This window comes from Bacillus sp. Xin1 (genome assembly GCF_013314535.1).
Taxonomy (GTDB): Bacteria; Bacillota; Bacilli; order Bacillales; family Bacillaceae_G; genus Bacillus_A.
Window position 1 is genome coordinate 75,023 of sequence record NZ_JABUAE010000011.1, and the last position, 23,686, is coordinate 98,708.

Genomic DNA, 23,686 nt, shown 5'->3' on the forward strand with positions numbered 1-23,686 from the left:
ACGAAAACACGATAAACCTTAAATAATGACATTGAAATACATTTTGTAGAAATATCAAAACTTGTGAGACAATGGCATGAAGAAAAAGTGAATCCGTGGAAAAATGCGTTTGTGCGCTGGATGTTATTATTGTCAGTACATGAAGACGAACAATTAGCTCAAACATTGGAGGAGATTGCAATGAATCAAGATTCAATGTTACAAAAAGCAATGAATAAATGGGGAAATATGAGTCATGACTCTACTTTCAGAACAGCTTATGAAGCGCGTGAGAAGTTACTTCTAGATGAACAAGCTAAATTAGCGCATGCTCGTGAAGAAGGTTTAGAAAAAGGTTTAAAAGAAGGCCTGGAAAAAGGTATAGAAAAAGGGAAAGCACAATTAATTCATGCTATGCATAAGAATGGAATGCTGATAGAAGATATTGTGAAATTCACTGGTCTAAGTACAGAAGAAATTGGAAAGATATTATTATAATGCACGCTAATACAAATTAAATCTAAATTAGATATAATAATTGTATTGAAAAACAACAGAATAATTAGATAATTAGCTAACGAGACTCAATCTAGTTAAAATATTTTACAAGTAGTAATGAGAATATTATATATGATAAAGGAAGTTGAATACAGTATGTATAAAATCGGATTAGTCGGCCTGAAAATTTCTATAGAAAAGATTTTAGATATGGCAGAAGAATACAAACATGAGTTGGAATTTATCCCTTATAGCTATGAAAGAACTGAAGAGATAGAGAAAATTGTAAAAGAACATACTTCTCATGTACATGCATGGCTTTTTTCTGGTCCACTTCCCTATGAAATTGCTAAAAAAAATATAGATACAGATAAAATAATGGTTTATGTTTCTGCTGCAGAATCTGTCTTTTATAAATCTCTCTTAGAAATGATCTATGAACAAGGAAAAATTATTGAGCAACTAAGTATCGATACTATGACATTAAATAATATTAGTGAAGAAGCTTTATCACAGTTAAATATAAAGAACCCACAGATTTATACGAAAGTATTTGAGTTGGATGTTGATACGAATGAATTATTGGATTTTCATGTAAATTTATGGAAAGAAGGAAAAACAGCAGGTGCTCTAACTTGTTTTCCATCAGTATGTGAAGCTTTAAAGGAACAGGGAATACCATCTTACTGGATGTCGATGAGTAATATGGAAATACAGCAAACGCTTCGAATTCTTTCTGAAAAAGTAAAGACCTCCTATTTTAAAGACACACAAATTGGTGTCGAAATCATTGAAGTTGAGTATTTTAACAAAGTGGCAGAGGAAATGAAAACTCCTTATCATTTACAATACTTAGAACTCCGGTTGAAAGAAATATTGATTCAACTTGGTGAAACAATTAACGGTTCTTTTTCAGATAAAGGAAACGGTAGATATATGATTTTTAGTTCTCGCGGCGCAATTGAACGAGAGATATTTTCACTGAAAGAAACCATTCAAAAATTAGCGTTTGAAGCTGATACTACTGTTGCCGTTGGAATTGGTTTTGGTGAGACTGCGTATTCGGCAGAAATTAATGCTTTCCGTGCAATTCAACATTCTAAGGGAATGAAGAAGCGCGGAATTGTAATTGTTCAAGATGATGGCAAAATTGTTGAATCACCAGGCGAAAAAAAAGAATTGAAATTCACCAGTCGTACCCAAAATGAAGTCCTTTTTGAAAAGTTAAAAAAAGGGAATATCAGTGTGAAAACGTATAAAAAAATATCGGCCCTGATACATAAAATGAAATGGGATTATTTCACAACAAAGGAACTAGCGGCACATCTTGAGATGACAGAACGTAATGTACGACGCATTATTACAGATATGTGCGAAGTTGATTTGGCACAATGCATCGGCCAAGAGACCTATGCCACTCGTGGAAGACCAAGTAAAATTTATCAATTGTTATAAGCATCCATTATTGGGATGCTTATTTATTTTGCAATTTATATTAGTGTGCGAATGGAAAAAAGAATTAGAGATGATAAAGTGATTTTATTTTAATTTTCTAAAAATATTGAAATTAATCAATGGAACCGATATACTTCATTTAAGGAATTTTTTCCTTAAATAATCCGAAAATAAAATTGGTTATGTAAGTCGATTAAAAAGGAGTTGAAATAAGTGTCTCAATTAACAATGATTCGTAATTTAACTGAGGATACCAAAGACGAAGTGATTAGATGGAGAAGACATTTACATAAGTATCCCGAGCTATCTTTTCAAGAAGAAAATACAGCACAATTTGTTTATGAAACGCTACAGACTTTTGGTGAGTTAGAAATTTCACGTCCGACAAAAACAAGTGTTATGGCTCGTTTGATTGGTCAGCAACCTGGGAAGGTTATTGCACTCCGGGCAGATATGGATGCGCTTCCAATTGTAGAAGAGAATGATTTTGACTTTGTGTCACAGACTCCAGGCGTGATGCATGCTTGCGGACATGACGGGCATACGGCGATGCTACTTGGTGCGGCAAAGATTCTTTCACAGTTAAAGGATCAAATTAAAGGAGAGGTACGTTTCTTGTTTCAACATGCTGAGGAACTACCACCCGGTGGTGCCCAAGAGATAGTGCAAGCCGGTGTGCTTGATGGAGTAGATATGATTATTGGAACCCATCTCTCGTCGATGCTTCCTTTGGGGAAAATTGGATTGAGTTTCGGTCCAATGATGGCTGGAGCGGACACTTTTAAAATTACCGTGTTTGGTAAAGGGGGACACGCATCACAGCCCGAGCTAACCATTGACCCAATTGTAATTGGAACTCAGATTGTAACAAATCTCCAGCACATTGTTTCAAGGTATCGAGATGCTCAGGAAACTCTTGTGATTTCAGTGACTCAGTTCAATGCTGGAAGTGCAATTAACGTTATTCCAAGTAGGATAAGCATTGGAGGATCAGTTAGAAGCTTTAATCCGGAACTAAGGGAAAAAGTCCCAACTTTTATCGAACGTATCGTAAAAGGAATTACAGAAGCGCATGGAGCTAATTATGAATTAGATTATCAGTTCGGCTATGCTCCAACCATAAATGATGAAGAAGTAACACGTTTGATAGATGAAACGGTATGTGAAGTATTTAGTGAAAAAAGTCGAGAGATTTTAAAACCAATTATGGGGAGTGAAGACTTTTCTGCCTATCAAAAAGTAGCTCCGTCATCTTTTATTTTTATAGGAGCTCGTAATGAAGAAACAGGTATTATCTATCCTCACCATCATCCCCAATTCACTTTCGATGAACAGGCTTTGCAATATGGAGTGAAGCTATTTGTTCATGGTACTTTTAAAATGTTAAACCGAGCATATTAGGGGGATAAAAGCATGAAAACCATATATTGGCTTGGAGCCATTCCGTTTTTTGGATTTATTTTAGGTGCTTTGTTTACAAATAAGGTAACTCCCTATGTTCTGGGAATGCCATTTTTCCACTTTTGGATTGTACTCTGGTCATTTCTAACCACAGGTATTTTGGGGATTATATATATACTAGATCCTGCTAATCAGAAGGGAGATTCAAGATGAATATTGCCGTGCTATTCATCCTATTTTTTTTCGTCATTCCTGTTTTGATTGGTATTCGGGCTAAAAAGGGACAAGAAATGAACTTAGAACAATGGTCGGTTGGAGGACGGGGAATGGGGGCTCTATTGATTTTCCTCTTGTCCGCAGGTGAAATGTATACTACTTTTACCTTTTTGGGTGCAAGTGGTTCGGCTTACGGGGAGGGAGGTTCAATCTTTAGTATCGTAACATATGGCTGTCTGGCTACAGTAATCTCCTACTGGACATTCCCTGCTATTTGGAGGTATGCAAAGAAACACCAATTAGTTTCCCAATCGGATTTTTTTGTAAAAAAATATAAAAGCCCTTATCTTGGTGTACTTGTTGCGGTTATAGGTGTTATAGCTTGTACTTGCTATTTAGTTCTGCAGTTGAAGGGGCTAGGATATATTGTTTCTGCAACATCCTATGGGGTCATCTCTTCTACAACTGCCATTTGGTTTGGAGCAATTGGAGTAACTATTTTTGTGATGGTTTCCGGTATTCACGGATCTGCCCAGACATCTATTTTGAAAGATATTTTGATTCTTGGGATTGTCGTATTTTTAGGAGTTTATTTTCCTATTCATTATTATGGCGGTTTTCAACCTATGTATGAGGCCATTGAAAATGTAAAGCCGAACTTTACTATACTCCCTGAACAAGGAATGAGCATATCGTGGTATATATCGACCGTGATATTAAGTTCTATTGGGTTTTATATGTGGCCACATGGGTTTTCTCCCATTTTTGCTGCCTCTAGCGAAAAAGCTTTACGAAAAAATGCAATCTTAATGCCAATGTACCAATTGATTCTATTGTTTACCTTTTTCGTCGGATTTGCAGCTATTTTACAGACACCAGGGTTAAAAGGGAGCGATATCGATCTTATTTTGTTACAGCTTTCTAAACAAGCTTTTGATCCATGGTTTGTCGGGTTAATCGGTGGAGCCGGCGTGTTAGCCGCTTTAGTACCAAGTTCTTTGCTGTTAATGGCAATATCAACATTACTTGCTAAAAATATATATCAAGTATTCACTCCATCTGCAACAGAAAGTCAGATTGCAAAACTAGTAAAATACTTGGTTCCCTTTATTTCTCTTGTAGGGATTTATTTGACCTTTAAGGGTGGAAGCACTCTCTTTAGTCTCGCTTTAATCGCTTATAATTTTATCACACAACTTGCTCCCGCATTTTTCGCCAGTTTGATGAGAAAGAACTTTGTGACTAAACAAGGAGCATTTGCCGGTATTATAACAGGGGGACTATTAGTCTCTATAATGGATTTAGGGAACATAAAAATTGGCCAAATGTTTCCTTATCTTCCTCAAGTAATCAAAGACTTGAATCAAGGAATTATCGCTCTAATTGTTAATATTGTAGTCTTAGTGATTGTCAGTTTGATGACAAGAAATATTGCTTATGCTAATCAGGACACCGATGTTTTGGAAACAACAGTAATAGAGAGTAAGGTCTGATGCAAAAGACTCTAACAGCTAATCCAACATGACTACACGAACACTGATTATATGAATACAAAAGAAGATCTCCTTCAGTAATCTGGGGGAATCTTTTTTTATGTTCATAAATACAAGTGCTACTGAGAAGTGAAGTAAAAGGTATGATGAAGGAAGGGGCTTTTGGGAATATTCGTGTAGTGAAGACAGACAAAGGGGTTATGTTACAAAAGTGAACTCCTATTGCCATATGAGAGGCTTTTAGTGGGGCATATAAGAAGAGCACTACATAAACATTAGGATTTTTGTATGTGATTCAAATGAAAGAGGAAAAGGGTAATGTATTTGATGTATTTATCTTGCATCAACTAGCAACAGACTTTGAGCAGTTACTAAAGGTACGGAAACAAAAGAACATTCTTTTAGATGTTATGTTTTGCTCGAGAAAACAACTAAAGGATATGTATTAGTTAGATACAATGTGTCGTAATGACTGTGAGAGGGTAAAGTGTGGTATTTGTTTAATGAAAAAATAATTTCTAATTAGCATGGATGAAGCACTTTACTGAAATTTGTAATTCATCTTCCATTTTTATTGGGCAACGATCGTCACCTTTTGAAGTGAGAGATGAATTGCAGTTGGCATAAACTAAAAGTTTGGTTTCAAACAGCTTGTACATATAGAAGGGGTGATAAGTGATGAGTAGTTCAAGGTTTTAAAAATTGAAGAGATAGTAGAAGTTCAAGATTGTCTTATCGTATTTGGGAGTTGGAATTCGTTAAGCATATTAAATGTATTTCGTGATTGTTTGTGGTAAATTTAAATAAACTGTACATAAGGAGGGAAACGATAGAGTGAATAGAACAATAGGTTTAAAACAATTTGAATTAACACGTGGGGCATTAGTTAAATTTATGGAGACATTGGATGATAAAACTGCCGATAAGCAGCCGGAGGGCTTCAACAATACAATTCGTTGGCATATTGGTCACGTGTTAACTGCAGCAGAGACTTTTATGTTTGGAAAAGAGTTTAAGCATTTGCCAAGTGAATATCCAGGTTTGTTTGGATATGGCACAAGACCATCTGAATGGGGAACAGAAGGACCTTCATTAGAAGTGTTAATTTCACAATTACAAGAACAAGCACAGCGTATTAATGGAATTCCAGCAGAAGCATTTGAAAAGAAGCTTTCAGAGCCATTCTTAGGATTGGAAACGGTAGGTGAGCTTTACGGTATGATGTTGTACCATGAAGCTGATCATATTGGTCAAATGAAGGCGATGAAACGTATTATAGAAGTAGAAAAGTAACGAAGAGAAAGCCTGTACAGTGTACAGGCTTTTTTTAGTAAAAGAAAAAGGTCACCTATTGCAGTAGGTGATTGAAATTTAAATGGCTTTATAAATTTTGAAATTTATATACGCTTTAATTTGATATTTGAGTTTGGTAAATAAAATAATTTTTCTATGTCTCACAATCATGTAGCGTAATCCAAAAATTGAAACCCAATAGGGTTTATTTGGTATGCAAATCTTTAAAGAACTTACACTAGATCTTTAGAAAAAAGAAAAAATCTCACATGAAATTAAACTTATATAAGCTTAGCTTGATGAGCATGGGGTTGTAATAAGAGACAGTGTATATTTCCTAGTTGAATGTATGTTTGAGTCATCGTATCAGTTCACCTCTATAAATGAATAAACGGGGAATGAATACCCCACTGATGAAAGCCACACCTTATCTCTCCGTCTCAAAAAACTCGATCCATTCTCCATCAGGACCAGAGAAGAACATGTAACGCGTTCCATCAGGTAGTGTTTCAATTTCTTCACTTAATAAAAAAGTGACCCCTAATTTTTTCAGCCTTTCAATTTCATCTTCTAATGAATCTACTTTAAAGCAAATATGATGTACTTTTCCTTCAGCCGGAAGAGAAGGGTTATAGCCTTCAATTAATTCAAGAATTGTTTCTTGTGATTCTTCTACACCTAAAAAAGCAAGCTTTAAGTTTGGATTTGGATGTCCCATACGTTTAATAAGCTTTAGTCCAACAACTTTTTCGTAAAATGAAATAGATGTTTCTAAGTTTGCAACCATGAGCCCAACATGTTCGATTCTTCTAACTGGCATGATCAATTCCTTCTTTCCATAAATTTGATATGTATCATAATATTGAAAATTAAGAAAATAAGCAAGATATAAATCTTGCTTATTTTCTCGCGTTCTATGATATAGTGAGAAAGTATGTTTGGAGAGAAGGAAGGAGATTATGATATGAACACAACTTCGCAAACTCCTTCATTAACGGAAACAATGAAAGAGTGGCATCAAGCTTTAGCATATGAAATTAAACATTGGAAAACGATAGGCGGCAGCAAATTATCTATTATAAATGGTCGTTTTTTATATACAGATTATGAGAGTACGGTTTATGTATTTCAGCTTATTTCGGAAGTGAGCTTACCAGATGGTACACCCATTCGAATTGAATTTGATGGTGAGGAAGCAACCGGAGAAGTACTTTCTGTACATGGATTAGAAATCGAATTGAAATTAAATGATTATATACAAGGCGAAATAAGAGAAGCAATTTTATATAGTGAACCATGGCAGTTGTTAGAGCAATTACAAGAACGGTTGAAAGAAATACGAAAAGATAAGCAAAAGCGTCAGCGGGTAAAACGTCTTTTAGATGGAAAGAGTACGCCAAAGCATATTGAAAAGGTGAAAAACCCGAAGAATGAACTTGCATATCGTTCTTTTTATAATGCGACGACATATGTTTGGGGACCACCCGGAACGGGGAAGTCATATAATTTATCACGTATTATTTCGGCGCATTATCAAAAAGGAAAGTCAGTACTTGTACTCGCGCATAGTAATGCTGCGGTTGATGTATTAATGAGTGAAGTGACAAAGCAAATCGAAAAGAAAGAAAAGTGGACGCCAGGAGAAATTGTTCGGTATGGATTTAGTCAACATGAACATATACGTAATCATGATACATTGCTAGCTTCTAGATTAGTGGAAACGACGAATGGTTCATGGGGAGAAGAGAAGCTTTATTTAGAAGAAATGCGTCAAGATCTTCGACAAAAAATCTTATCTTATAAGGCGACTGCTTCTGATAAGAAACGTATGCAAGAAATTGAAGGCGATCTCAGAAAGCAAAGAGCGAAGATTAAAGAAGTAGAAAGAGAATATATTGAAAATGCACAGGTAATTGGTGCAACGCTATCCAAATGCGCGATTGATTCTCTTGTTTATGAACGGACATTTGATTTAATTGTTGTGGATGAAGTAAGTATGGCATATGTGCCACAAATCGCATTAGCTGCTTCTCTTGGTAAAAGAATTGTCGTTTGTGGTGACTTTTTACAGTTGCCTCCAATTGCGATGGCGAATCATGAACTTGTTAGAAAGTGGTTAGGGGAAGATATGTTTTATCATGCGGGGATTGTGCAATCGGTAAATAGTTATGAAGCGCATCCGAATTTATTTATGCTACAAGAACAAAGACGTATGCATGCGGATATATCTAAGTTTACAAATTCATTTATTTATAAAAATAGAGTGTTCGATCATTCTTCTGTTTCAGCAAGGCAAGAATTAGCGAAATTACAGCCATTTGCAAATGAAGCGATTGCTCTATTTGATACAAGTTTGATGGGAGCTTATTCTTTAAAAGATGCAGCTTCTGGTTCGCGTTTTAATATGATGTCTGGATTACTTGCGATGCAGATGATTTTAATCGGATTGTTAGACGGTGTTCAATCGATTGGAGTTGTTACGCCATATCGCGCGCAGTCCCGTTTCTTATCAACATGTATAAGAGAAATATTGCAAAAAACAAAGTATCGAAATGCACCTGTTCTCGCAGCGACAGTGCATAAATTTCAAGGGTCCGAACGAGATATGATGATATTTGATACAGTAGATAGTTATCCGCAAGAAAGACCTGGTGTATTATTCTTTGATCATAAAAACCATCGTCTTGTCAACGTTGCGGTAACGAGGGCGAGAGGGAAATTTATTCAGTTATCGGATTGCCAGTACATGCGGAAAAATCTTTCGAGAAAGCAAGCGTTATCTAATTTAACTTCTCATATAGAAAGACACGGAAATGTATATGATCGCAGGGCATCACGTCCATTGTTAGAAAGAAAAATTACAAAACGCCTGCGCTGGTTTATGCAAATGAATTTGGAAGAGACGAAAGTATTATTAAAAGATATTCTATCAGCAAAACAAAAAATTATTATGTCGCTTCCAAGTACAAGACAAGTAGATAAAAGAGTATGGCAGGCATTAATGCGGACAGAGGCGCAAGTCACAATATATAGCGATGGACCCATTCCATTAAAAAATGTGAGAGTACAAAGGCAAAATAAATCACTCCCATTTGTATGTATTGATGATGAAATCTTTTGGGTAGGTGCTCCGTTAACAGCGCAAATGATGTTTGAAGGAAGTCCAGAATTCCCTTATATATGTGCAAGATTACAAGCGCCTGAAACAATTGGCGTTTTAAAAGGATTTTTAGATATTCAGTAAAATCGGATCGGAATTCCTTGACATTTAGTTGGAATAAAATTAGAATGAAAATAATTTAATATAATTTTATGAAAATAAAAACAATTTTCTTATCAAGAGAGGTAGAGGGACTGGCCCTATGAAACCTCGGCAGCGGATTCACTATGAATACTGTGCCAATTCCAGCAAGTGAAAGACTTGAAAGATAAGAAAGAAGGCATTTTTGAATCTGTATTTTTTAAAGCCTCTTTCTATCTTTTAGAGAGAGGCTTTTTTATATGTAAATTTAAAGGAGGAATAGGAAAATGACAACAAAACAAGTAACGTCACACCGAAATATCATTACTGAAAGCATAGAAAGAAATAAAGAGAAGTATGTAAAAACAAGTCATGATATTCATGCGAACCCTGAAATTGGTAATCAAGAATTTTTTGCATCAAGAACATTAAGCTTATTACTAGGAAGTGCAGGTTTTCAACTGCAACACAATATAGCAGGACATGAAACAGGTTTTATCGCACGGAAAAGCTCAGGGAAACAAGGACCTACAATTGCCTTTTTAGCGGAGTATGATGCTTTGCCTGGATTAGGTCATGCTTGTGGTCATAATTTAATTGGCACAATAAGTGTTGCGGCAGCCATTGCATTATCAGAAACAATTGAAGAAATTGGCGGTGAAATCGTCGTATTTGGAACACCAGCAGAAGAAGGTGGTCCAAATGGAAGTGCAAAAGCAAGTTATGTGAAAGCAGGGTTGTTTAACGGTATCGATGCAGCTCTTATGATTCACCCAAGCGGAAAGACAGCAACGACAAGTCCGTCACTTGCGGTTGATCCACTTGATTTTCATTTTTATGGAAAGGCTGCACATGCGGCAGCGTCACCAGAGGAAGGAATTAATGCCTTAGATGCGATTATTCAGCTTTACAATGGGATTAATGCACTTCGCCAACAACTTCCAGCAGATGTGAAAATTCATGGTGTCATTACTGAAGGTGGAAAGGCACCGAATATTATTCCTGATTACGCAGCAGCTCGCTTTTTCATTCGCGCAGCAACACGCATTAGATGTGCTGAAGTGACAGAAAAAGTACGAAACATTGCGCAAGGTGCAGCGCTGGCTACAGGAACAACAGTAAAAATCAATCAGTTCCAAAATGAAATTGATGAATTATTAGTGACAAAAACATTTAATGAAGTGATTGCTGAGGAATTAGAAAACCTCGGTGAAGATGTAAGTCGTAAAGAGAGACTTGGAATCGGTTCAACAGATGCAGGGAATGTGAGTCAAGTCGTACCAACGATTCACCCTTATATCAAAATTGGTCCAGATGATTTAATTGCTCATACGAATGAATTTAGAGAAGCAGCTCGTTCAGAACTTGGAGACAAAGCATTAATTACATCCGCAAAAGCATTAGCATATGCAGCATACAGATTAATTACTGAAGAAGGAACGCTTGCTCAAATTAAGGAAGAATTTAAAGAGGCGCAGCGAAATCATTGATGTAGAAATATAATTGGTTAGACCTTGGTATTGAAAAAATGATAGTGAAAGGAGCCTGCTGTTTATTTAGTAGGCTCCTTATTTTTAGTTTCACTTCATCCTCTTATTTGACAAATATAATTAGATGTCAGAGTAAAGATAATAAATTATCGCTTATAAAGAAGTTTATTAATAGAAAGAGTAGGTGCTTGGATACAGTTATAATCTGTGAAAAATAGGATGACTAAATACTAGTATTAGATTTTAAAATTTCTCAATTAAAGTATTTAAAGCTTTAGATTTTATTCTCTCATATTCCATGGCTTCGGCAAGTTCATTAGGAAGAAGAGGGGATTTTCTAACATATCTTTCACGAATTACATCGTAAAGTTCATATGGAAATAGCATATCGATAAACATGATCTTTTTTTGTTCAGCTGTTAGAGGGGAAATTGATTCGTAAGCGTTAATCATAATATTAAATTGATCCTCATTCCAAACCCCCGTTGTATCCAATAAAGGGATAATCATTTTACGCAAATCACGAATTGGAAGATCAAAAGAAACGGTATCTAAATCAATTACCCAAATTTGATTGTTTGGATCAAGGAGAGAATTTCCTGTACCGTAATCTTGATGGCACAGGTTAGGATTTGTTTGTAATTGATTTGTCCAGGCTGTATATTCAGAATCTAATAGTCGCTGAAGTGTTTGTTTTGCTTCTAGAATAAAAGGGTCAATTTCAGCTAAGTACAATTGTGAAAATGGATCATCCTTAGTACTTGCAGCTAAGTTTTTCCAAATATCCATTTGTTGATATCTCTTAATATAATGGTTTGGCCAGCGTCCAAGTTTTGTGAAAATAGGCACTCCTGGTGGCGGCTTATAACCAATAGACGCAAGATGAAAGTCAGCTAACCCCTTCATAATCATTTCAAGGTCTTCTTGCATAGTAAGTTCGAAAGGTCTTCCCTCAATCCATTCGTATCCGACAAATAAAAATGGACCATGTTTTGTGTATAACTGATTATTTTTGTTAGGAATAATACTTGGAACACGCATTCCTTTTTTTGCAAGATAATCTTGTGCATGAATAGAAAATAACGCTTTCTTTTCTGGGCGATGAATTCTTTTTAAGCACATAGGTCCATCTGGTGTATGAATTTTCCATACTAATGCAAGTTGTCCCCCCTGTATTAATTCAATGGCATTTACAGTAATATCCCAATCTTGAATCATTGTTTCAGCTAACGTTAGTAATTTGCTCTCCTCTTCAGGCGATAATATATATTCTGTTTCTTCTGTGTGTTTTTCCACATATGTCACCATCCTTTATACATTCTCTTATTACTTTATGGTACAAGACAATTGGTTGTTCTAGCCATTCGCCTTTAAGGATAAAAAGTAGAGCTTTTACCTATTTTGTGTTTGGTATTTGGAAAAGGGTGCTCGATTACTCACAACGGTAGGAGCTTTTTCGTAACATATGTTGAAGAGGGTTGTATTCTTTGTGAAATGGAGGGATTATCGTATGAAAATTGCAATAATATCTACTGAAAAACTACCTGTACCAGCAATACGAGGAGGAGCTATTCAAATTTATATGGATTCCGTTGCTTCTATTATTGCTTCAAAAGGAAAAGATGTGACAATTATTTCGATACATGATCCGGATTTGAAAGATTTTGAAAAAAGAGAAGGTGTTCGGTATATACGTTTTTCAGAAGATGAGTATGTTCCTCGTATTGTTGAACATATAAGCAAGGAACATTATGATGTAGTTCATTTATGTAATCGTCCAAACTGGATAAAAGTTTTATACGATGCTGCACCAAAAACAAAATTTGTATTAAGTGTGCATAATGAGATGTTTGCATATGAAAAGATAAGTGATGAGGAAGGGGAGGCATGTCTTTCAGTCGTTTCAAAAATTGTAACAGTAAGTGATTATATTGGTAAGACAATTACTTCTCGTTTCCCAGCAGCGAAAAATAAGACAAAGACAGTATATTCGGGTGTAGATTTAGATCAATATACTCCTGCTTGGACAGCGAGGGGGAAAGAAGTAAGAAGAGATGTTCAAAAAGAGTTGAATTTACAGAATAAAAAAGTAGTTTTATTTGTTGGTCGATTGAGTAAAGTAAAGGGGCCTCATTTATTGCTACAAGCACTTCCCAAAATTATTGAACAGCACCCAGATATTATGATGGTTTTTATTGGGTCAAAATGGTTTGGGGATGATAACTTAAATAATTATGTGAAGCATTTGTATACATTAGGAGCGATGTATAAAGAACATGTAACTTTTATTAAATTCGTAAAGCCGAAGGATATACCGACTCTCTATGCGATGTCAGATCTTTTCGTTTGTTCTTCACAGTGGCAAGAGCCGCTAGCTAGGGTGCATTATGAAGCGATGGCTGCAGGTTTACCTATTATTACAAGTAACCGGGGGGGTAACCCAGAAGTAATCGTTGAAGGGAAAAATGGTAATATTGTGCATGACTTCGAGAATCCTGATGCATATGCTGAAAAGATTATTAATCTACTAAATAATAGAAGCAAGTGTGAACAAATGGGAAGAAATGGACGATTAACAGTTGAGAAGGATTTTAGTTGGAACCGTGTTGCTATGAATTTACTTGGAGTATATGAAGAAGTATCTAGAAAGAAGTAAGAGAGGATGAGGGGAATTGGGCGAGGAAACTAGATTAGACTACGAGCATTTAGAGAAAGTGCTTCAATTTTATCCATTTGAGCTGAATAATATTACGTTACAATCAAGCAGAAGTGGAAGAACAATTTGGGAAGTAGAAACAAATGAAGGAGTAAAAATATTAAAACAAGCACACATGAATCCAAAAAGAATGTTATTTGTTGCAGGAGCACATCTACACCTTTTAAACAATGGTTTGCCAATTACAAAGCTTCATAAGACGAAGAGAGGGGCTTTCTGTATTGGGGCTGGTGAATATTCATATGTACTATATGATAAACATCAAGGAAAGGAAATCATTTATTATAGTAAAGAACAACTAGAAAAGGTGCTTATATATGCAGGGCAATTTCAACGAGCATCAGAGGGGTATATTTCAGAACCAGAAAGCAAAATACGAAGTCGGTTAGGAAAGTGGCATAAGTTGTATAGATGGAAATTACAAGAATTAGAAGGTAATAAGAAGATTGCTCTTTCTTTTCAAAATGATCCATTTTCAGTCATGTTTTTAGAGTATGCGGATAAGATGTTAGCGCGTGGGAAGAAAGCATTACAAGAAATTGATGAGCCATACTATAGCCAATGGACAAAGGAAGTTATTGCATCAAAAGGTTTTTGTCAACAAGATTTTACTTTAGCGAGATTTACAGAAATGGAAGACACTGTTTTTATGAAGGAGTTACATTCCATTACTAATGATTTACCAGTTCGAGATTTACGTATTATTTTAAATAAAGTAATGAAAAAAATGTCAGTATGGGATACTGACTTTGCTGTTCATATGTTAAAAGCATATGATTCTGAGAATCCATTGTCACAAGAACAATATCGCATTCTTTGGACAGAGTTATCATTCCCACATTCATTTTGTGCGATTGCTCATAAATATTACTTGGCTCAGAAAAGATCTTGGTCTGATGAAAAATATATTTGGGCATTACAAAATATTATTGCTTTGGAGGAGTCAAAAGAGGAATTTTTACAAAATTTTTCTGATGTTTTTCATGCAATCAAAAGTGGAAACGGAGGGAAATAAAATGAACTATAAACAGGAGAAAATGGTTATCCCACTTTTGGACCTAGACAAATTTATTTTTTCTCCACCAGGTCCAATGGGATGGGCTCTTTCAGAATATGAACAAACGATGAATAAACCTCAAGATATTGTTTTAAATGAACTATCTGTAGTAGAAAATTTAGCAGCTGTTAAACAAGAAGAATTGGTTGAATTACCAACAATTAGATTTCTCGATTCAAAAGAGGAGGAACATAATCAAGAAATTGCAACAAGTGAGGAGTTAGTAGAGGCGGTAAATGAAGAAGTAAATACTGAGATAAATGAAGAAGTAACGGATGAAATAATTGAATTGGAAGAGAATGAGGAGTTAGTTTCGCTTGAACCGGAAAAACCAAAACTAAAAATCAAGATTATTGCACCTGATCAACCGGTAGCTCCAAGGCTAATAGATGGTAGTAATGCCGAGGTAAATGAAAAAGTAAGTAATGAGGTAAACGGTGAAGTAACGGATGAAATAATTGAATTGGAAGAGAATGAGGAGTTAGTTTCGCTTGAACCGGAAAAATCGAAACTAAAAATCAAGATCATTGCGCCTGATCAACCAGTAGCTCCAAAGCTAATGGCAGGTGTTGAAATTTCCAAAAAGAAAAAGAAGTAAAGAGAAAAAGTCCGCAAGTATATCAATCTTTTTATATCTGTTTAACATACTATATTTATGAAACTATAGTGAAGGAGGTTTATCAATGTCTGAAGTGAAAAAAGCAGAAATAAAGTTGAATTTTGAAAAAGGTTTTAACTTTGATTCAGGAAATGATTTAGAGGAAGCTTTAAGAGTTATAATTGATGCAATTCAATCTGGATCACATGATGGTATAGAAGTCGAATTTCAGTATGTAGATGAGTCAGAGGTGAATTTCACTAACGAAGAAGAAGACGGAGAAGAAGAAGAAGACGGAGAAGAAGAAGAAGACGGAGAAGAAGAAGAAGACGGAGAAGAAGAAGAAGACGGAGAAGAAGAAGAAGACGGAGAAGAAGAAGACGGAGAAGAAGAAGACGGAGAAGAAGAAGACGGAGAAGAAGAAGACGGAGAAGAAGAAGAAGACGGAGAAGAAGATGAAGATGAAGAAGATGAAGAAGACGGAGAAGAAGAAGATGAAGAAGACGGGGAAGAAGAAGATGAAGAAGATGAAGAAGAAGAAGAAGAAGAAGAAGAAGAAGAAGATGGCGATGACGACGAAGAAGACGAAGACGAAGAAGATGAAGAATAAAATAATCCCCCCTAATAAGGGGGGATTATTTTATTGCAGATTATTTGAATGGAGTTTGAGAAGTAATAGTGGTTATTACAATTTTTCGTACATAGATTCTAGTCTATCAGCTGGGCTGGATATTGAAACTTGGATGATTTTACTTCTAATTGCTAGAGAGAGCAACTTTTCTGTACATAAATATGATACTTTCATAAGTTACTCTCCGTTGTAGAGTTGGTTTAAATAATGGATCTCCGTTTGTAACCCGTCAGCCAATGAAATGGAAGGGGAATATTGTAGGAGGGAAGCTGCTTTAGAAATATCCGCCCATGTGTGTTTAGGCTCTCCAGGTATTGCGTTGAGAAAATGTATTTTTGCTGTCTTACCGAGTTTTTTCTCTAGCAAGGAAATGACATCTAAAACGGATGCTCGTTCTTTTCCACCAATATTAATGATTTCACCTATTATATGATTTTGTGTTTCTAAAGCAGCTATGGTACCGCGTATACAGTCATCGATATAAGTAAAATCACGTGTTTGAGTTCCGTCACCAAAAATAGTAAGAGGTTTATCTTCTAACATTTGTTTTATTAGTCTATGAAATGCCATATCAGGACGTTGGCGCGGTCCATATACTGTAAAATACCTTAGAATAACAATTGGTATATGGAAGTTTGTTTGATATATATGACATAGATGTTCTCCGCTTAACTTTGTCACACCATATGGTGATAAAGGGGTAGGAAACAAGTCTTCAGAAACTGATCCTGTTTTTTCACCATAAACAGAAGAAGTAGAGATATGAATAAATTTACTTAAATTTATATGCTTACAGGCTTCAAGTAAGCGCTGTGTAGCGAGAATGTTATTGGTAACATATGGATCGAAATCTTTCCCCCAACTTGTTCGTACACCGGGAATTGCAGCTAAATGATAGACAATATTTACATTTTGTAAAAGCTTAGATAAATCAGTAGTTAAAATATCACCTTGTATAAATTGAAACCGTGGATGATTTTTGAATTGTTGTATATTTTGATGTTTTGATGTAGTGGGAGTAGGACCGATGAAATGATCGATCCCAATTAAATTGTAGGACTCGTTTTTGAGTAATGCTTGACATAGATGGGAACCAATAAAACCGGCTGCGCCTGTAACAAGAATTTTCATGGACGACCAACTCCTATATATTGTAAACCATGTTTTTCTACTTCATTTTTTTCAATACAATTACGACCATCAACAATGGTACTTCCTCGCATCATTTTTTTCACTTGTTGCCAATCAAGTGTTTTAAATTCATTCCATTCTGTCGCAATGACTACACAATCAGAATTTATTATAGAAGATTCCAAGTGGGTATGCTCTGTGACATGCTTTTTTAGAGGAGAAGGAAGGTGGGCTTTTGGATCATAGGTATGAATTTCGTAACCAAGAGGAATTAATTTTTCAATCAGTGTAATAGCAAGCGAATAGCGTATATCGTCTGTAAGCGGTTTGAAGGAAATTCCTAAGACTGTAATTCGGTTTGAATTAGAGTCTTTAAATTTGTTCTTAATTTTTTCAATATAGTAGTCTACTTGTGTGGAATTAATAGATTGAACAGCTTGTAAAATGAAAGGCTCGACTTGTTTGCTCTTCGCTGTATAGATTAATGAATTCAAATCTTTCGGGAAACAGGAGCCACCATATCCAATTCCAGCTTGGAGAAAATGAGGGTTAATTCGGAAATCGTACCCGATTCCTTTTGCTACTTCAGTAATATCAATTTGATATGCGTCGCAAATTCTAGCAATTTCATTGATAAAAGATATTTTTGTGGCTAAGAAAGCATTGGAAGTATATTTAATCATCTCCGCACTATTTAAAGTTGTATGAAAGAATGGAGCTTTTATATCTTTATACATTTCTTGCATAATTTTAAGCGATTTTGTATCGTCTTTTTGTGTACCTACCACTGTTCTATCTGGAAAGAGCATATCATGAACAGCGGATCCTTCTCGAAGAAATTCGGGATTAGAAACAATATTAAAAAGTGAGGCGTCTATCCCTTTTTTTATGAGCATTTCACTTATGAGTTGATTTGTACCAGGTGGAACTGTACTTTTTGTAATAATCGTTTTATATGATTTTATGTTTTGAGCTATTACATCGATAACAGAATAAATGTATTGTAAATCCGTTTTTCCATTGGGGGCGGAAGGAGTTCCAACAGCAATCATAATAATAGGTATTTGATTAATAACTTGACCAACATCACTACAAAATTTTAAACGATTTCTATTTTTATATAGAAGCTCTTTTAAATCCGGTTCGTAAATAGGAAGGTCACCTTTTTGAAGAATATCAATTTTACTTTGGTCTTTATCAACACAAACAACATGATGTCCTAAATTTGCTAATACTGCTGCTGAGGTTAGTCCAACATAGCCAGAACCTATTATACATATGTCCATAATAAGGCACTCACCTTTCTGAAAATTTGTACCTGCTTTTATATTATATTGATGGACAAGTCTGACTTGTGCCATATCAAAAGCCCTATTCATACGATAAACGATAGGGATGGATAAGTTAAATGCCTTTTTTTGATAGATTGATGAGCGGGTAACGGATTACTGAATATACTATTGGAAATAGGATGAAGGAGCGAGGATCGTGATAAAAAAAGCAATAATTCCAGCTGCTGGTTATGGAACGCGTAGCCTACCTATTACAAAAGTAGTTCCAAAAGAGATGTTTCCGATAGGAAATAAACCTGCGATTCATTATATTGTAGAAGAAGCTGTAAAATCTGGAGTTGAACAAATATTAATTGTTCTTTCAAGAACAAAGAATTTAATAGTTGATTATTTTGATTATTCATTAGAATTGGAAGCGTTTTTAAAAAGAGAGGATAAATCACATTTATTAAATGAATTTTCTATTCCGGATATTCAAATTCATTATACGAGGCAACCGTATGCAAGGGGACTGGGTGAAGCAATAAAACTAACGGAAACATTTATAGGAAATGATCCTTTTGCTGTACTTTTACCAGATGATATCGTAATTTCGGATAAAGAACCAGCTTTAAATCAATTGATTAAGATATACCAAGAGACAAACAGTAGTGTAATAGGTATCCATACAGTACCGGACGAAGCTTTAGGAAAATATGGAATTATAAAAGGGGATATAGTAAAAAAGGATTATATGCAAATTACAGATATTGTTGAAAAACCGAAAGTAAATCCCCCATCTAATTTTGCAGTGATTGGTCGGTATGTTTTTACACCAGATATTTTTCCGTTGTTAAAAAACATAAAGCCTGGAGTCGGGGGAGAGTATCAACTCACTGACGCGATCCATTCTTTACTTACAATGAAAAACGTGTATGGGAAAATCATTGATGGAAACAGATATGATATTGGACAAGAAGATGAATATATTCAACTTCTTAATCTTATCTATGGACAAAATAAAGGAAGTAAGAATTAAAGGGTGGTAATGTTTTCTCATGCATGTGAGTAGTCTAATAAGTGTTTATTAAACTACTCACATGCATTGTTGTAGATTTTGAATCAATTACTTATGGAGATTGCATAGAAGGATTAGCGTGGCTTATAAAGTGGTATTCTCGGACGAAAGGAATATCCTCACATGAAGTTTGTCCTAAAGTTGCTCAAGCATTTTTGAAGGGATATGATGCAGGTGATTTTTTAGATTCGACTGATTACGAAAGACTGTCCTCGTTATTATGGTTGTCTGGTTGCTTGAATTGGAATTTTGTTAAGAAGACATTTGAAATTTTAGAAGGAGAAAATTGTGAAAGGTTACTTGAAGAACATCTAGAATTTTTTAAGTTACGAGGAGAAAAATTATATTACTTATTAAAGGTAAATTGATTATTTCTTTTTTATTGAAATAAAGAGTCGAGGTACGAAAAAGGAGGAAGAAACATTGTATCAAAATACTCTTGAAGGTTATCAAATTAGAACTGCACATGGCGAGGAAAGTATTCTCATTATCCATATGCTAAAAGAAGTTGCACAGTGGTTAAAAGAGAAAGAAATCGACCAGTGGCAGTATCTCTTAGCAGGTGAAGATGACGAAGAGATCATTCAAGCTGTAAACAATAAAAATACTTACATCATTTTAAAAGAGAATGAAATAATAGGTACTTTTACCCTGTCTTCCATACAAAGTGAATGGGATCGCCATATTTTTGGTGAAGACGCTCTTTCTGATTCACTATATTTACATAGACTAGCGATTATCCCTAAGTGTATGAAAAATAGAATAGGCGAAGGGGCTTTGATGTGGATTCAAGATAATATGAATACTGAAAAAACGTTCTTAAAGTTAGATTGTGTTGCAAATAATACACAACTAAACAATTTCTACAAAAATAATGGTTTTGAGCATTTCGGTGTGGTTGATGGTCATAATAAGTATCGAAAAAGGATGGGGAAATAGTCCCATCCTTTTTCGGATAGTTGGTTTACACTCACATCTTACAGTTGTTATTTAATATATACAGAAAAAAGAGGAGTACGAACTATTTATACAGAATATTTAGATAAATGGAGGTGCAGAGGAATTGAGTCAAATTGAATTAGAAAACAAAATCGTAAAAACAAGGCAGGAGAAACAAATCATTCTTCGTTTTATCCTTGCTAGTTTGATAGGTATCTTTATGTTTTTTGTGCCTGTTACAATCAATGGTACGTCATCAATCATGATTGATCACATTGTATCTTGGATTCGAGCAGTGATGCCATCAGCTGTCCCATATTATGCTTTATTTGTCATGACAATTGGTGCAATATATCCGTTTTATACAAAGAAATGGAATGCGTCCATTGTAGATATGTGCTTTTCACTCTTAAAAGTAATTGGAGTCATATTTGGAGTATTGTACTGTTTTAAAATAGGGCCAGCGTGGTTTTTTGCTCCCGATGTTGGACCATTTTTGTATGAGAAGTTAGTCGTTTCAGTAAGCTTACTTGTTCCAATTGGATCGGCATTTTTAGCATTATTAGTTGGTTATGGCCTATTAGAGTTTATTGGTACGTTTTGTAGACCAATTATGAGGCCACTATGGAAAACACCGGGACGATCAGCAATTGATGCAGTTGCTTCTTTTGTTGGGAGTTATTCTTTGGCCTTGCTCATTACTAATCGTGTGTACAAAGAAGGAAAGTATACGACTAAAGAAGCAGCAATTATTGCGACAGGTTTTTCAACGGTTTCGGCAACATTTATGATCATCATTGCCAAAACATTAAACATTATGCACTTATGGAATTTATATTTTTGGACCACACTTATCGTAACATTCATTGTAACCGCTATCACTGTGAGAATCCCACCACTACGAACAAAACCAGATACATACATTACTAAAGAAGGTTTTCCAGAACCAGTCTATAAAGAGAAGATGTTAGAACGTGCTTGGGAAGATGCATTAGAAGTATCAAAATCTGCGCCAAGTGTGATGAAAAATATTTTAATCAACCTAAAAGACGGATTCATTATGACGATGGGAATTTTGCCATCTATTATGTCAGTTGGATTAATCGGTATTTTACTAGCAAAGTATACGCCGGTATTTGATTGGATTAGTTATATTTTTTATCCATTTACATGGCTGCTGCAACTTCCAGAAGCCGAACTAGCCGCAAAAGCAGCATCAGTTGGAATTGCTGAGATGTTTTTACCATCATTACTTGTTGTGAGTGCGCCGCTTGTAACTAAGTTTGTCATTGCCGTTGTATCGGTATCATCTATTTTATTTTTTTCAGCGTCGATTCCATGTATTTTGTCTACAGATATTCCGTTAAAAGTTTCTGAACTTATTATTTTGTATGTGCAAAGAACAATATTAACATTGGTGATTATTACGCCAATTGCATATGTGTTGCTTTAAGAGTGTAAAGGTCACTCTTATATTATTAAAGTGATTTCTTTTGGATTTCTAGTAAAAGAAATTTTTGGGTAGGAACCATTCACCATGTACAAGCTTTGGCATGTATACGGTTATTGAAATAAATAATGGGAGAGATAATATGGATTCTTTGTTGTTTGGAATGTTGGGAGGAATTATATTTAGTATCATTATGATCGGAGTTCAAATTAAATTGAGATTGCAATCTATTGAAAATTTGTTAGAAAAAATTTTAGAGCACAAAAATAATAATTCAGAGGAAAGGGATTGAATTTACTTTGAGAGATGAAAAAGGCTCACTTACGTTATAAAAGTGAGTCTTTTTTCTGTATTATTGGATTTTAAGTGATAGAAAATGGAGTTTTGAATATTTTGATATATACTGAGCGGCAAACTATAATATAGCTAGATACATAGAAAAGGGGATTTTTATGGAGATAGTAAATGAAAGAGCAATGTTACGATTAATGGGTGCAAATGATGTAGAAAAATTGTTTTCAATTGTGGAAGGAAATAAGGAGATATGGACGTATTTAATATTTAAAATGGAAAGCTATCAAGATATGGAGAGATATGTTGAAACGGCAGTAAAACGTTATATAAGGGGAACGGATTTACCATTTGTTGTGATAGATCAAAAAACGAATGAAGTTGTAGGGAGTACACGTTTGTATAGTATTTCCAATGATAACAAAACGGTTGAACTTGGTCAAACTTGGTATCATCCGAGTGTACAACGAACAAGTATCAATACCGAATGTAAGTACATGTTATTACAATATGCGTTTGAAGAATTGCAAATGCTGCGTGTGCAAATAAAGACAGATTTGCGCAATGAAAAAGCACAGCGCGCAATTGAAAGGCTTGGTGCGGTAAAAGAAGGTGTACTAAGAAATGAGAGAAAGTTGCCGAGTGGCTATGTCAGGGATGCGGTTGTATATAGCATCATTTCGAGTGAGTGGCCAGTTGTGAAAGAACAACTACTGAAAAAAATGGATTTGTATAAATAGGAGGCATATATGACAAATATTGAAACAAAGAGACTGAAGATGATTCCCTTTACATTAGAGTTTGTTGAGGCAACGATAAAAGGAAGGGAAGAGCTACAAGAAATCATACCATATAAAATATCTTTAGAATGGCCCATGTCTGATTATAAAGATATTTTATCGTGGATTGCAGAAGGTTTACGAAAAAATCCGAAGCAAAGTAAGTGGAGTGGCCTTATTATTCATAAGGAAGATAATGTGATTATTGGTGATATGGGTTGTAAAGGTGCACCTGATTCAATGGGTACAGTAGAGATTGGATATAGTATTGTGCCAGAATATCAAGGGAATGGCTATGCAACTGAAATGGCAAAAGCTTTCGTTGAATGGCTACAGCAGACTAATGAGGTGCAAATCATTAAAGCAGATTGTTTCAAGAGTAATATTGCCTCAAGTAAGGTTTTAGAAAAAACAGGATTCAAATGTGTACTGGAAGAACACCATATGAGATATTGGATTATAAAATAGATAGAAAAAAGAGGTGCGTTGCTATGAAAATAGAAAAATCCCTTCTTTTTTTCTTACAAAATGATTACTTCTTTTATATACTTTTGTTTCATCATTCCCTTCTGTGAAGAAATTCGTTACAATAGAGTTGCATAAGAAATTTTGTACATAAATCAAATTCATAAAATATGAACCACAAAAAATAGTAAATTAAAAATCCTCTATTTGAATG

At 35.0% G+C, this 23,686-nt stretch carries 21 protein-coding genes, 2 pseudogenes and 1 riboswitch; of the genes and pseudogenes, 19 read left to right on the forward strand and 4 right to left on the reverse strand.

The annotated features are described in order from the left end of the window. Window positions 1-18 precede the first annotated feature (18 nt). The 7 genes and pseudogenes from HRG09_RS12655 to HRG09_RS12685 form a co-directional block, all read left to right on the forward strand. Window positions 19-477: pseudogene (locus HRG09_RS12655) on the forward strand (Rpn family recombination-promoting nuclease/putative transposase); the annotation flags it as partial. Window positions 478-633: 156 nt separating this feature from the next. Continuing rightward, window positions 634-1,932 (forward strand): helix-turn-helix domain-containing protein, encoded by a 1,299-nt coding sequence (locus tag HRG09_RS12660; RefSeq protein ID WP_174101190.1) that lies wholly within the window; start codon window positions 634-636, stop codon window positions 1,930-1,932. Window positions 1,933-2,160: 228 nt separating this feature from the next. Next, complete coding sequence (locus HRG09_RS12665; RefSeq protein ID WP_174101191.1) at window positions 2,161-3,333, forward strand: M20 family metallopeptidase; 1,173 nt, start codon at window positions 2,161-2,163, stop codon at window positions 3,331-3,333. A gap of 12 nt (window positions 3,334-3,345) precedes the next feature. Further along, on the forward strand, window positions 3,346-3,546 hold the full coding sequence (locus HRG09_RS12670; protein WP_174101128.1) for a DUF3311 domain-containing protein: 201 nt from the start codon (window positions 3,346-3,348) through the stop codon (window positions 3,544-3,546). Further along, window positions 3,543-5,042 carry a sodium:solute symporter family protein gene (locus HRG09_RS12675; protein WP_174101129.1) on the forward strand — a complete coding sequence of 500 codons (1,500 nt, stop codon included), beginning with the start codon at window positions 3,543-3,545 and terminating at the stop codon, window positions 5,040-5,042. The genes HRG09_RS12670 and HRG09_RS12675 overlap by 4 nt, the downstream gene beginning before the upstream one ends. A gap of 290 nt (window positions 5,043-5,332) precedes the next feature. Next, complete coding sequence (locus HRG09_RS12680; RefSeq protein WP_174101130.1) at window positions 5,333-5,491, forward strand: hypothetical protein; 159 nt, start codon at window positions 5,333-5,335, stop codon at window positions 5,489-5,491. A gap of 385 nt (window positions 5,492-5,876) precedes the next feature. Then, window positions 5,877-6,335, forward strand: coding sequence for a DinB family protein (locus HRG09_RS12685; protein WP_174101131.1), 459 nt, complete (start codon window positions 5,877-5,879; stop codon window positions 6,333-6,335). A gap of 427 nt (window positions 6,336-6,762) precedes the next feature. On the opposite strand, the gene HRG09_RS12690 is transcribed toward HRG09_RS12685, so the two are convergent. Beyond that, the gene (locus HRG09_RS12690) at window positions 6,763-7,155 is read right to left on the reverse strand and encodes a VOC family protein (RefSeq protein ID WP_174101132.1); all 393 of its coding nucleotides are present in this window, start codon (window positions 7,153-7,155) and stop codon (window positions 6,763-6,765) included. 114 nt (window positions 7,156-7,269) lie between these two features. Here HRG09_RS12690 and HRG09_RS12695 point away from each other — a divergent pair, with 114 nt between their 5' ends. Together HRG09_RS12695 and HRG09_RS12700 are read left to right on the forward strand one after the other, a co-directional pair. Then, window positions 7,270-9,579 (forward strand): AAA domain-containing protein, encoded by a 2,310-nt coding sequence (locus HRG09_RS12695; RefSeq protein ID WP_174101133.1) that lies wholly within the window; start codon window positions 7,270-7,272, stop codon window positions 9,577-9,579. Window positions 9,580-9,665: 86 nt separating this feature from the next. After that, window positions 9,666-9,770: riboswitch (SAM riboswitch) on the forward strand. A 93-nt stretch (window positions 9,771-9,863) separates the two neighbouring features. Continuing rightward, window positions 9,864-11,066, forward strand: a complete 1,203-nt coding sequence (locus HRG09_RS12700) for a M20 family metallopeptidase (protein WP_174101134.1) — start codon at window positions 9,864-9,866, stop codon at window positions 11,064-11,066. A gap of 243 nt (window positions 11,067-11,309) precedes the next feature. Here the strand turns inward: HRG09_RS12700 and HRG09_RS12705 are convergent, their stop codons facing one another. Beyond that, a complete protein-coding gene (locus HRG09_RS12705; RefSeq protein WP_174101135.1) occupies window positions 11,310-12,374 on the reverse strand; it encodes a spore coat kinase CotI in 1,065 nt (354 codons plus the stop codon). 202 nt (window positions 12,375-12,576) lie between these two features. Between HRG09_RS12705 and HRG09_RS12710 the strand changes: the two genes are divergently transcribed. The 4 genes from HRG09_RS12710 (at window position 12,577) to HRG09_RS12725 (ending at window position 16,047) form a co-directional block, all read left to right on the forward strand. After that, complete coding sequence (locus HRG09_RS12710; RefSeq protein WP_174101136.1) at window positions 12,577-13,722, forward strand: glycosyltransferase family 4 protein; 1,146 nt, start codon at window positions 12,577-12,579, stop codon at window positions 13,720-13,722. Window positions 13,723-13,738: 16 nt separating this feature from the next. Further along, window positions 13,739-14,797, forward strand: a complete 1,059-nt coding sequence (gene cotS, locus HRG09_RS12715) for a spore coat putative kinase CotS (RefSeq protein WP_174101137.1) — start codon at window positions 13,739-13,741, stop codon at window positions 14,795-14,797. Between the two features lies 1 nt (window position 14,798). After that, window positions 14,799-15,437 (forward strand): hypothetical protein, encoded by a 639-nt coding sequence (locus HRG09_RS12720; protein WP_174101138.1) that lies wholly within the window; start codon window positions 14,799-14,801, stop codon window positions 15,435-15,437. Between the two features lie 85 nt (window positions 15,438-15,522). After that, entirely contained in the window at window positions 15,523-16,047 is a 525-nt protein-coding gene (locus HRG09_RS12725) for a hypothetical protein (protein ID WP_174101139.1), read from the forward strand. Between the two features lie 198 nt (window positions 16,048-16,245). Here HRG09_RS12725 and HRG09_RS12730 read toward each other — a convergent pair whose 3' ends face one another. Both HRG09_RS12730 and HRG09_RS12735 read right to left on the reverse strand, forming a co-directional pair. Then, the gene (locus tag HRG09_RS12730; protein ID WP_174101140.1) at window positions 16,246-17,199 is read right to left on the reverse strand and encodes an NAD-dependent epimerase/dehydratase family protein; all 954 of its coding nucleotides are present in this window, start codon (window positions 17,197-17,199) and stop codon (window positions 16,246-16,248) included. After that, on the reverse strand, window positions 17,196-18,485 hold the full coding sequence (locus HRG09_RS12735; protein WP_174101192.1) for a UDP-glucose dehydrogenase family protein: 1,290 nt from the start codon (window positions 18,483-18,485) through the stop codon (window positions 17,196-17,198). The genes HRG09_RS12730 and HRG09_RS12735 overlap by 4 nt, the downstream gene beginning before the upstream one ends. A 202-nt stretch (window positions 18,486-18,687) precedes the next feature. On the opposite strand from HRG09_RS12735, the gene HRG09_RS12740 reads away from it, so the two are divergent. From HRG09_RS12740 to HRG09_RS12765, 6 genes and pseudogenes are all read left to right on the forward strand, one after another. Then, a complete protein-coding gene (locus HRG09_RS12740) occupies window positions 18,688-19,509 on the forward strand; it encodes a UTP--glucose-1-phosphate uridylyltransferase (protein WP_174101141.1) in 822 nt (273 codons plus the stop codon). 68 nt (window positions 19,510-19,577) lie between these two features. Next, window positions 19,578-19,916: pseudogene (locus tag HRG09_RS12745) on the forward strand (aminoglycoside phosphotransferase family protein); the annotation flags it as partial. A 55-nt stretch (window positions 19,917-19,971) separates the two neighbouring features. Further along, window positions 19,972-20,487: a GNAT family N-acetyltransferase gene (locus HRG09_RS12750; RefSeq protein WP_174101142.1), complete on the forward strand. Its 516-nt coding sequence runs from the start codon at window positions 19,972-19,974 to the stop codon at window positions 20,485-20,487. Between the two features lie 124 nt (window positions 20,488-20,611). After that, window positions 20,612-21,940 (forward strand): YjiH family protein, encoded by a 1,329-nt coding sequence (locus HRG09_RS12755; protein ID WP_174101143.1) that lies wholly within the window; start codon window positions 20,612-20,614, stop codon window positions 21,938-21,940. A gap of 449 nt (window positions 21,941-22,389) precedes the next feature. Next, complete coding sequence (locus HRG09_RS12760; RefSeq protein WP_174101144.1) at window positions 22,390-22,968, forward strand: GNAT family N-acetyltransferase; 579 nt, start codon at window positions 22,390-22,392, stop codon at window positions 22,966-22,968. A gap of 9 nt (window positions 22,969-22,977) precedes the next feature. Further along, window positions 22,978-23,475, forward strand: a complete 498-nt coding sequence (locus HRG09_RS12765) for a GNAT family N-acetyltransferase (protein WP_174101145.1) — start codon at window positions 22,978-22,980, stop codon at window positions 23,473-23,475. Window positions 23,476-23,686: the final 211 nt, after the last annotated feature.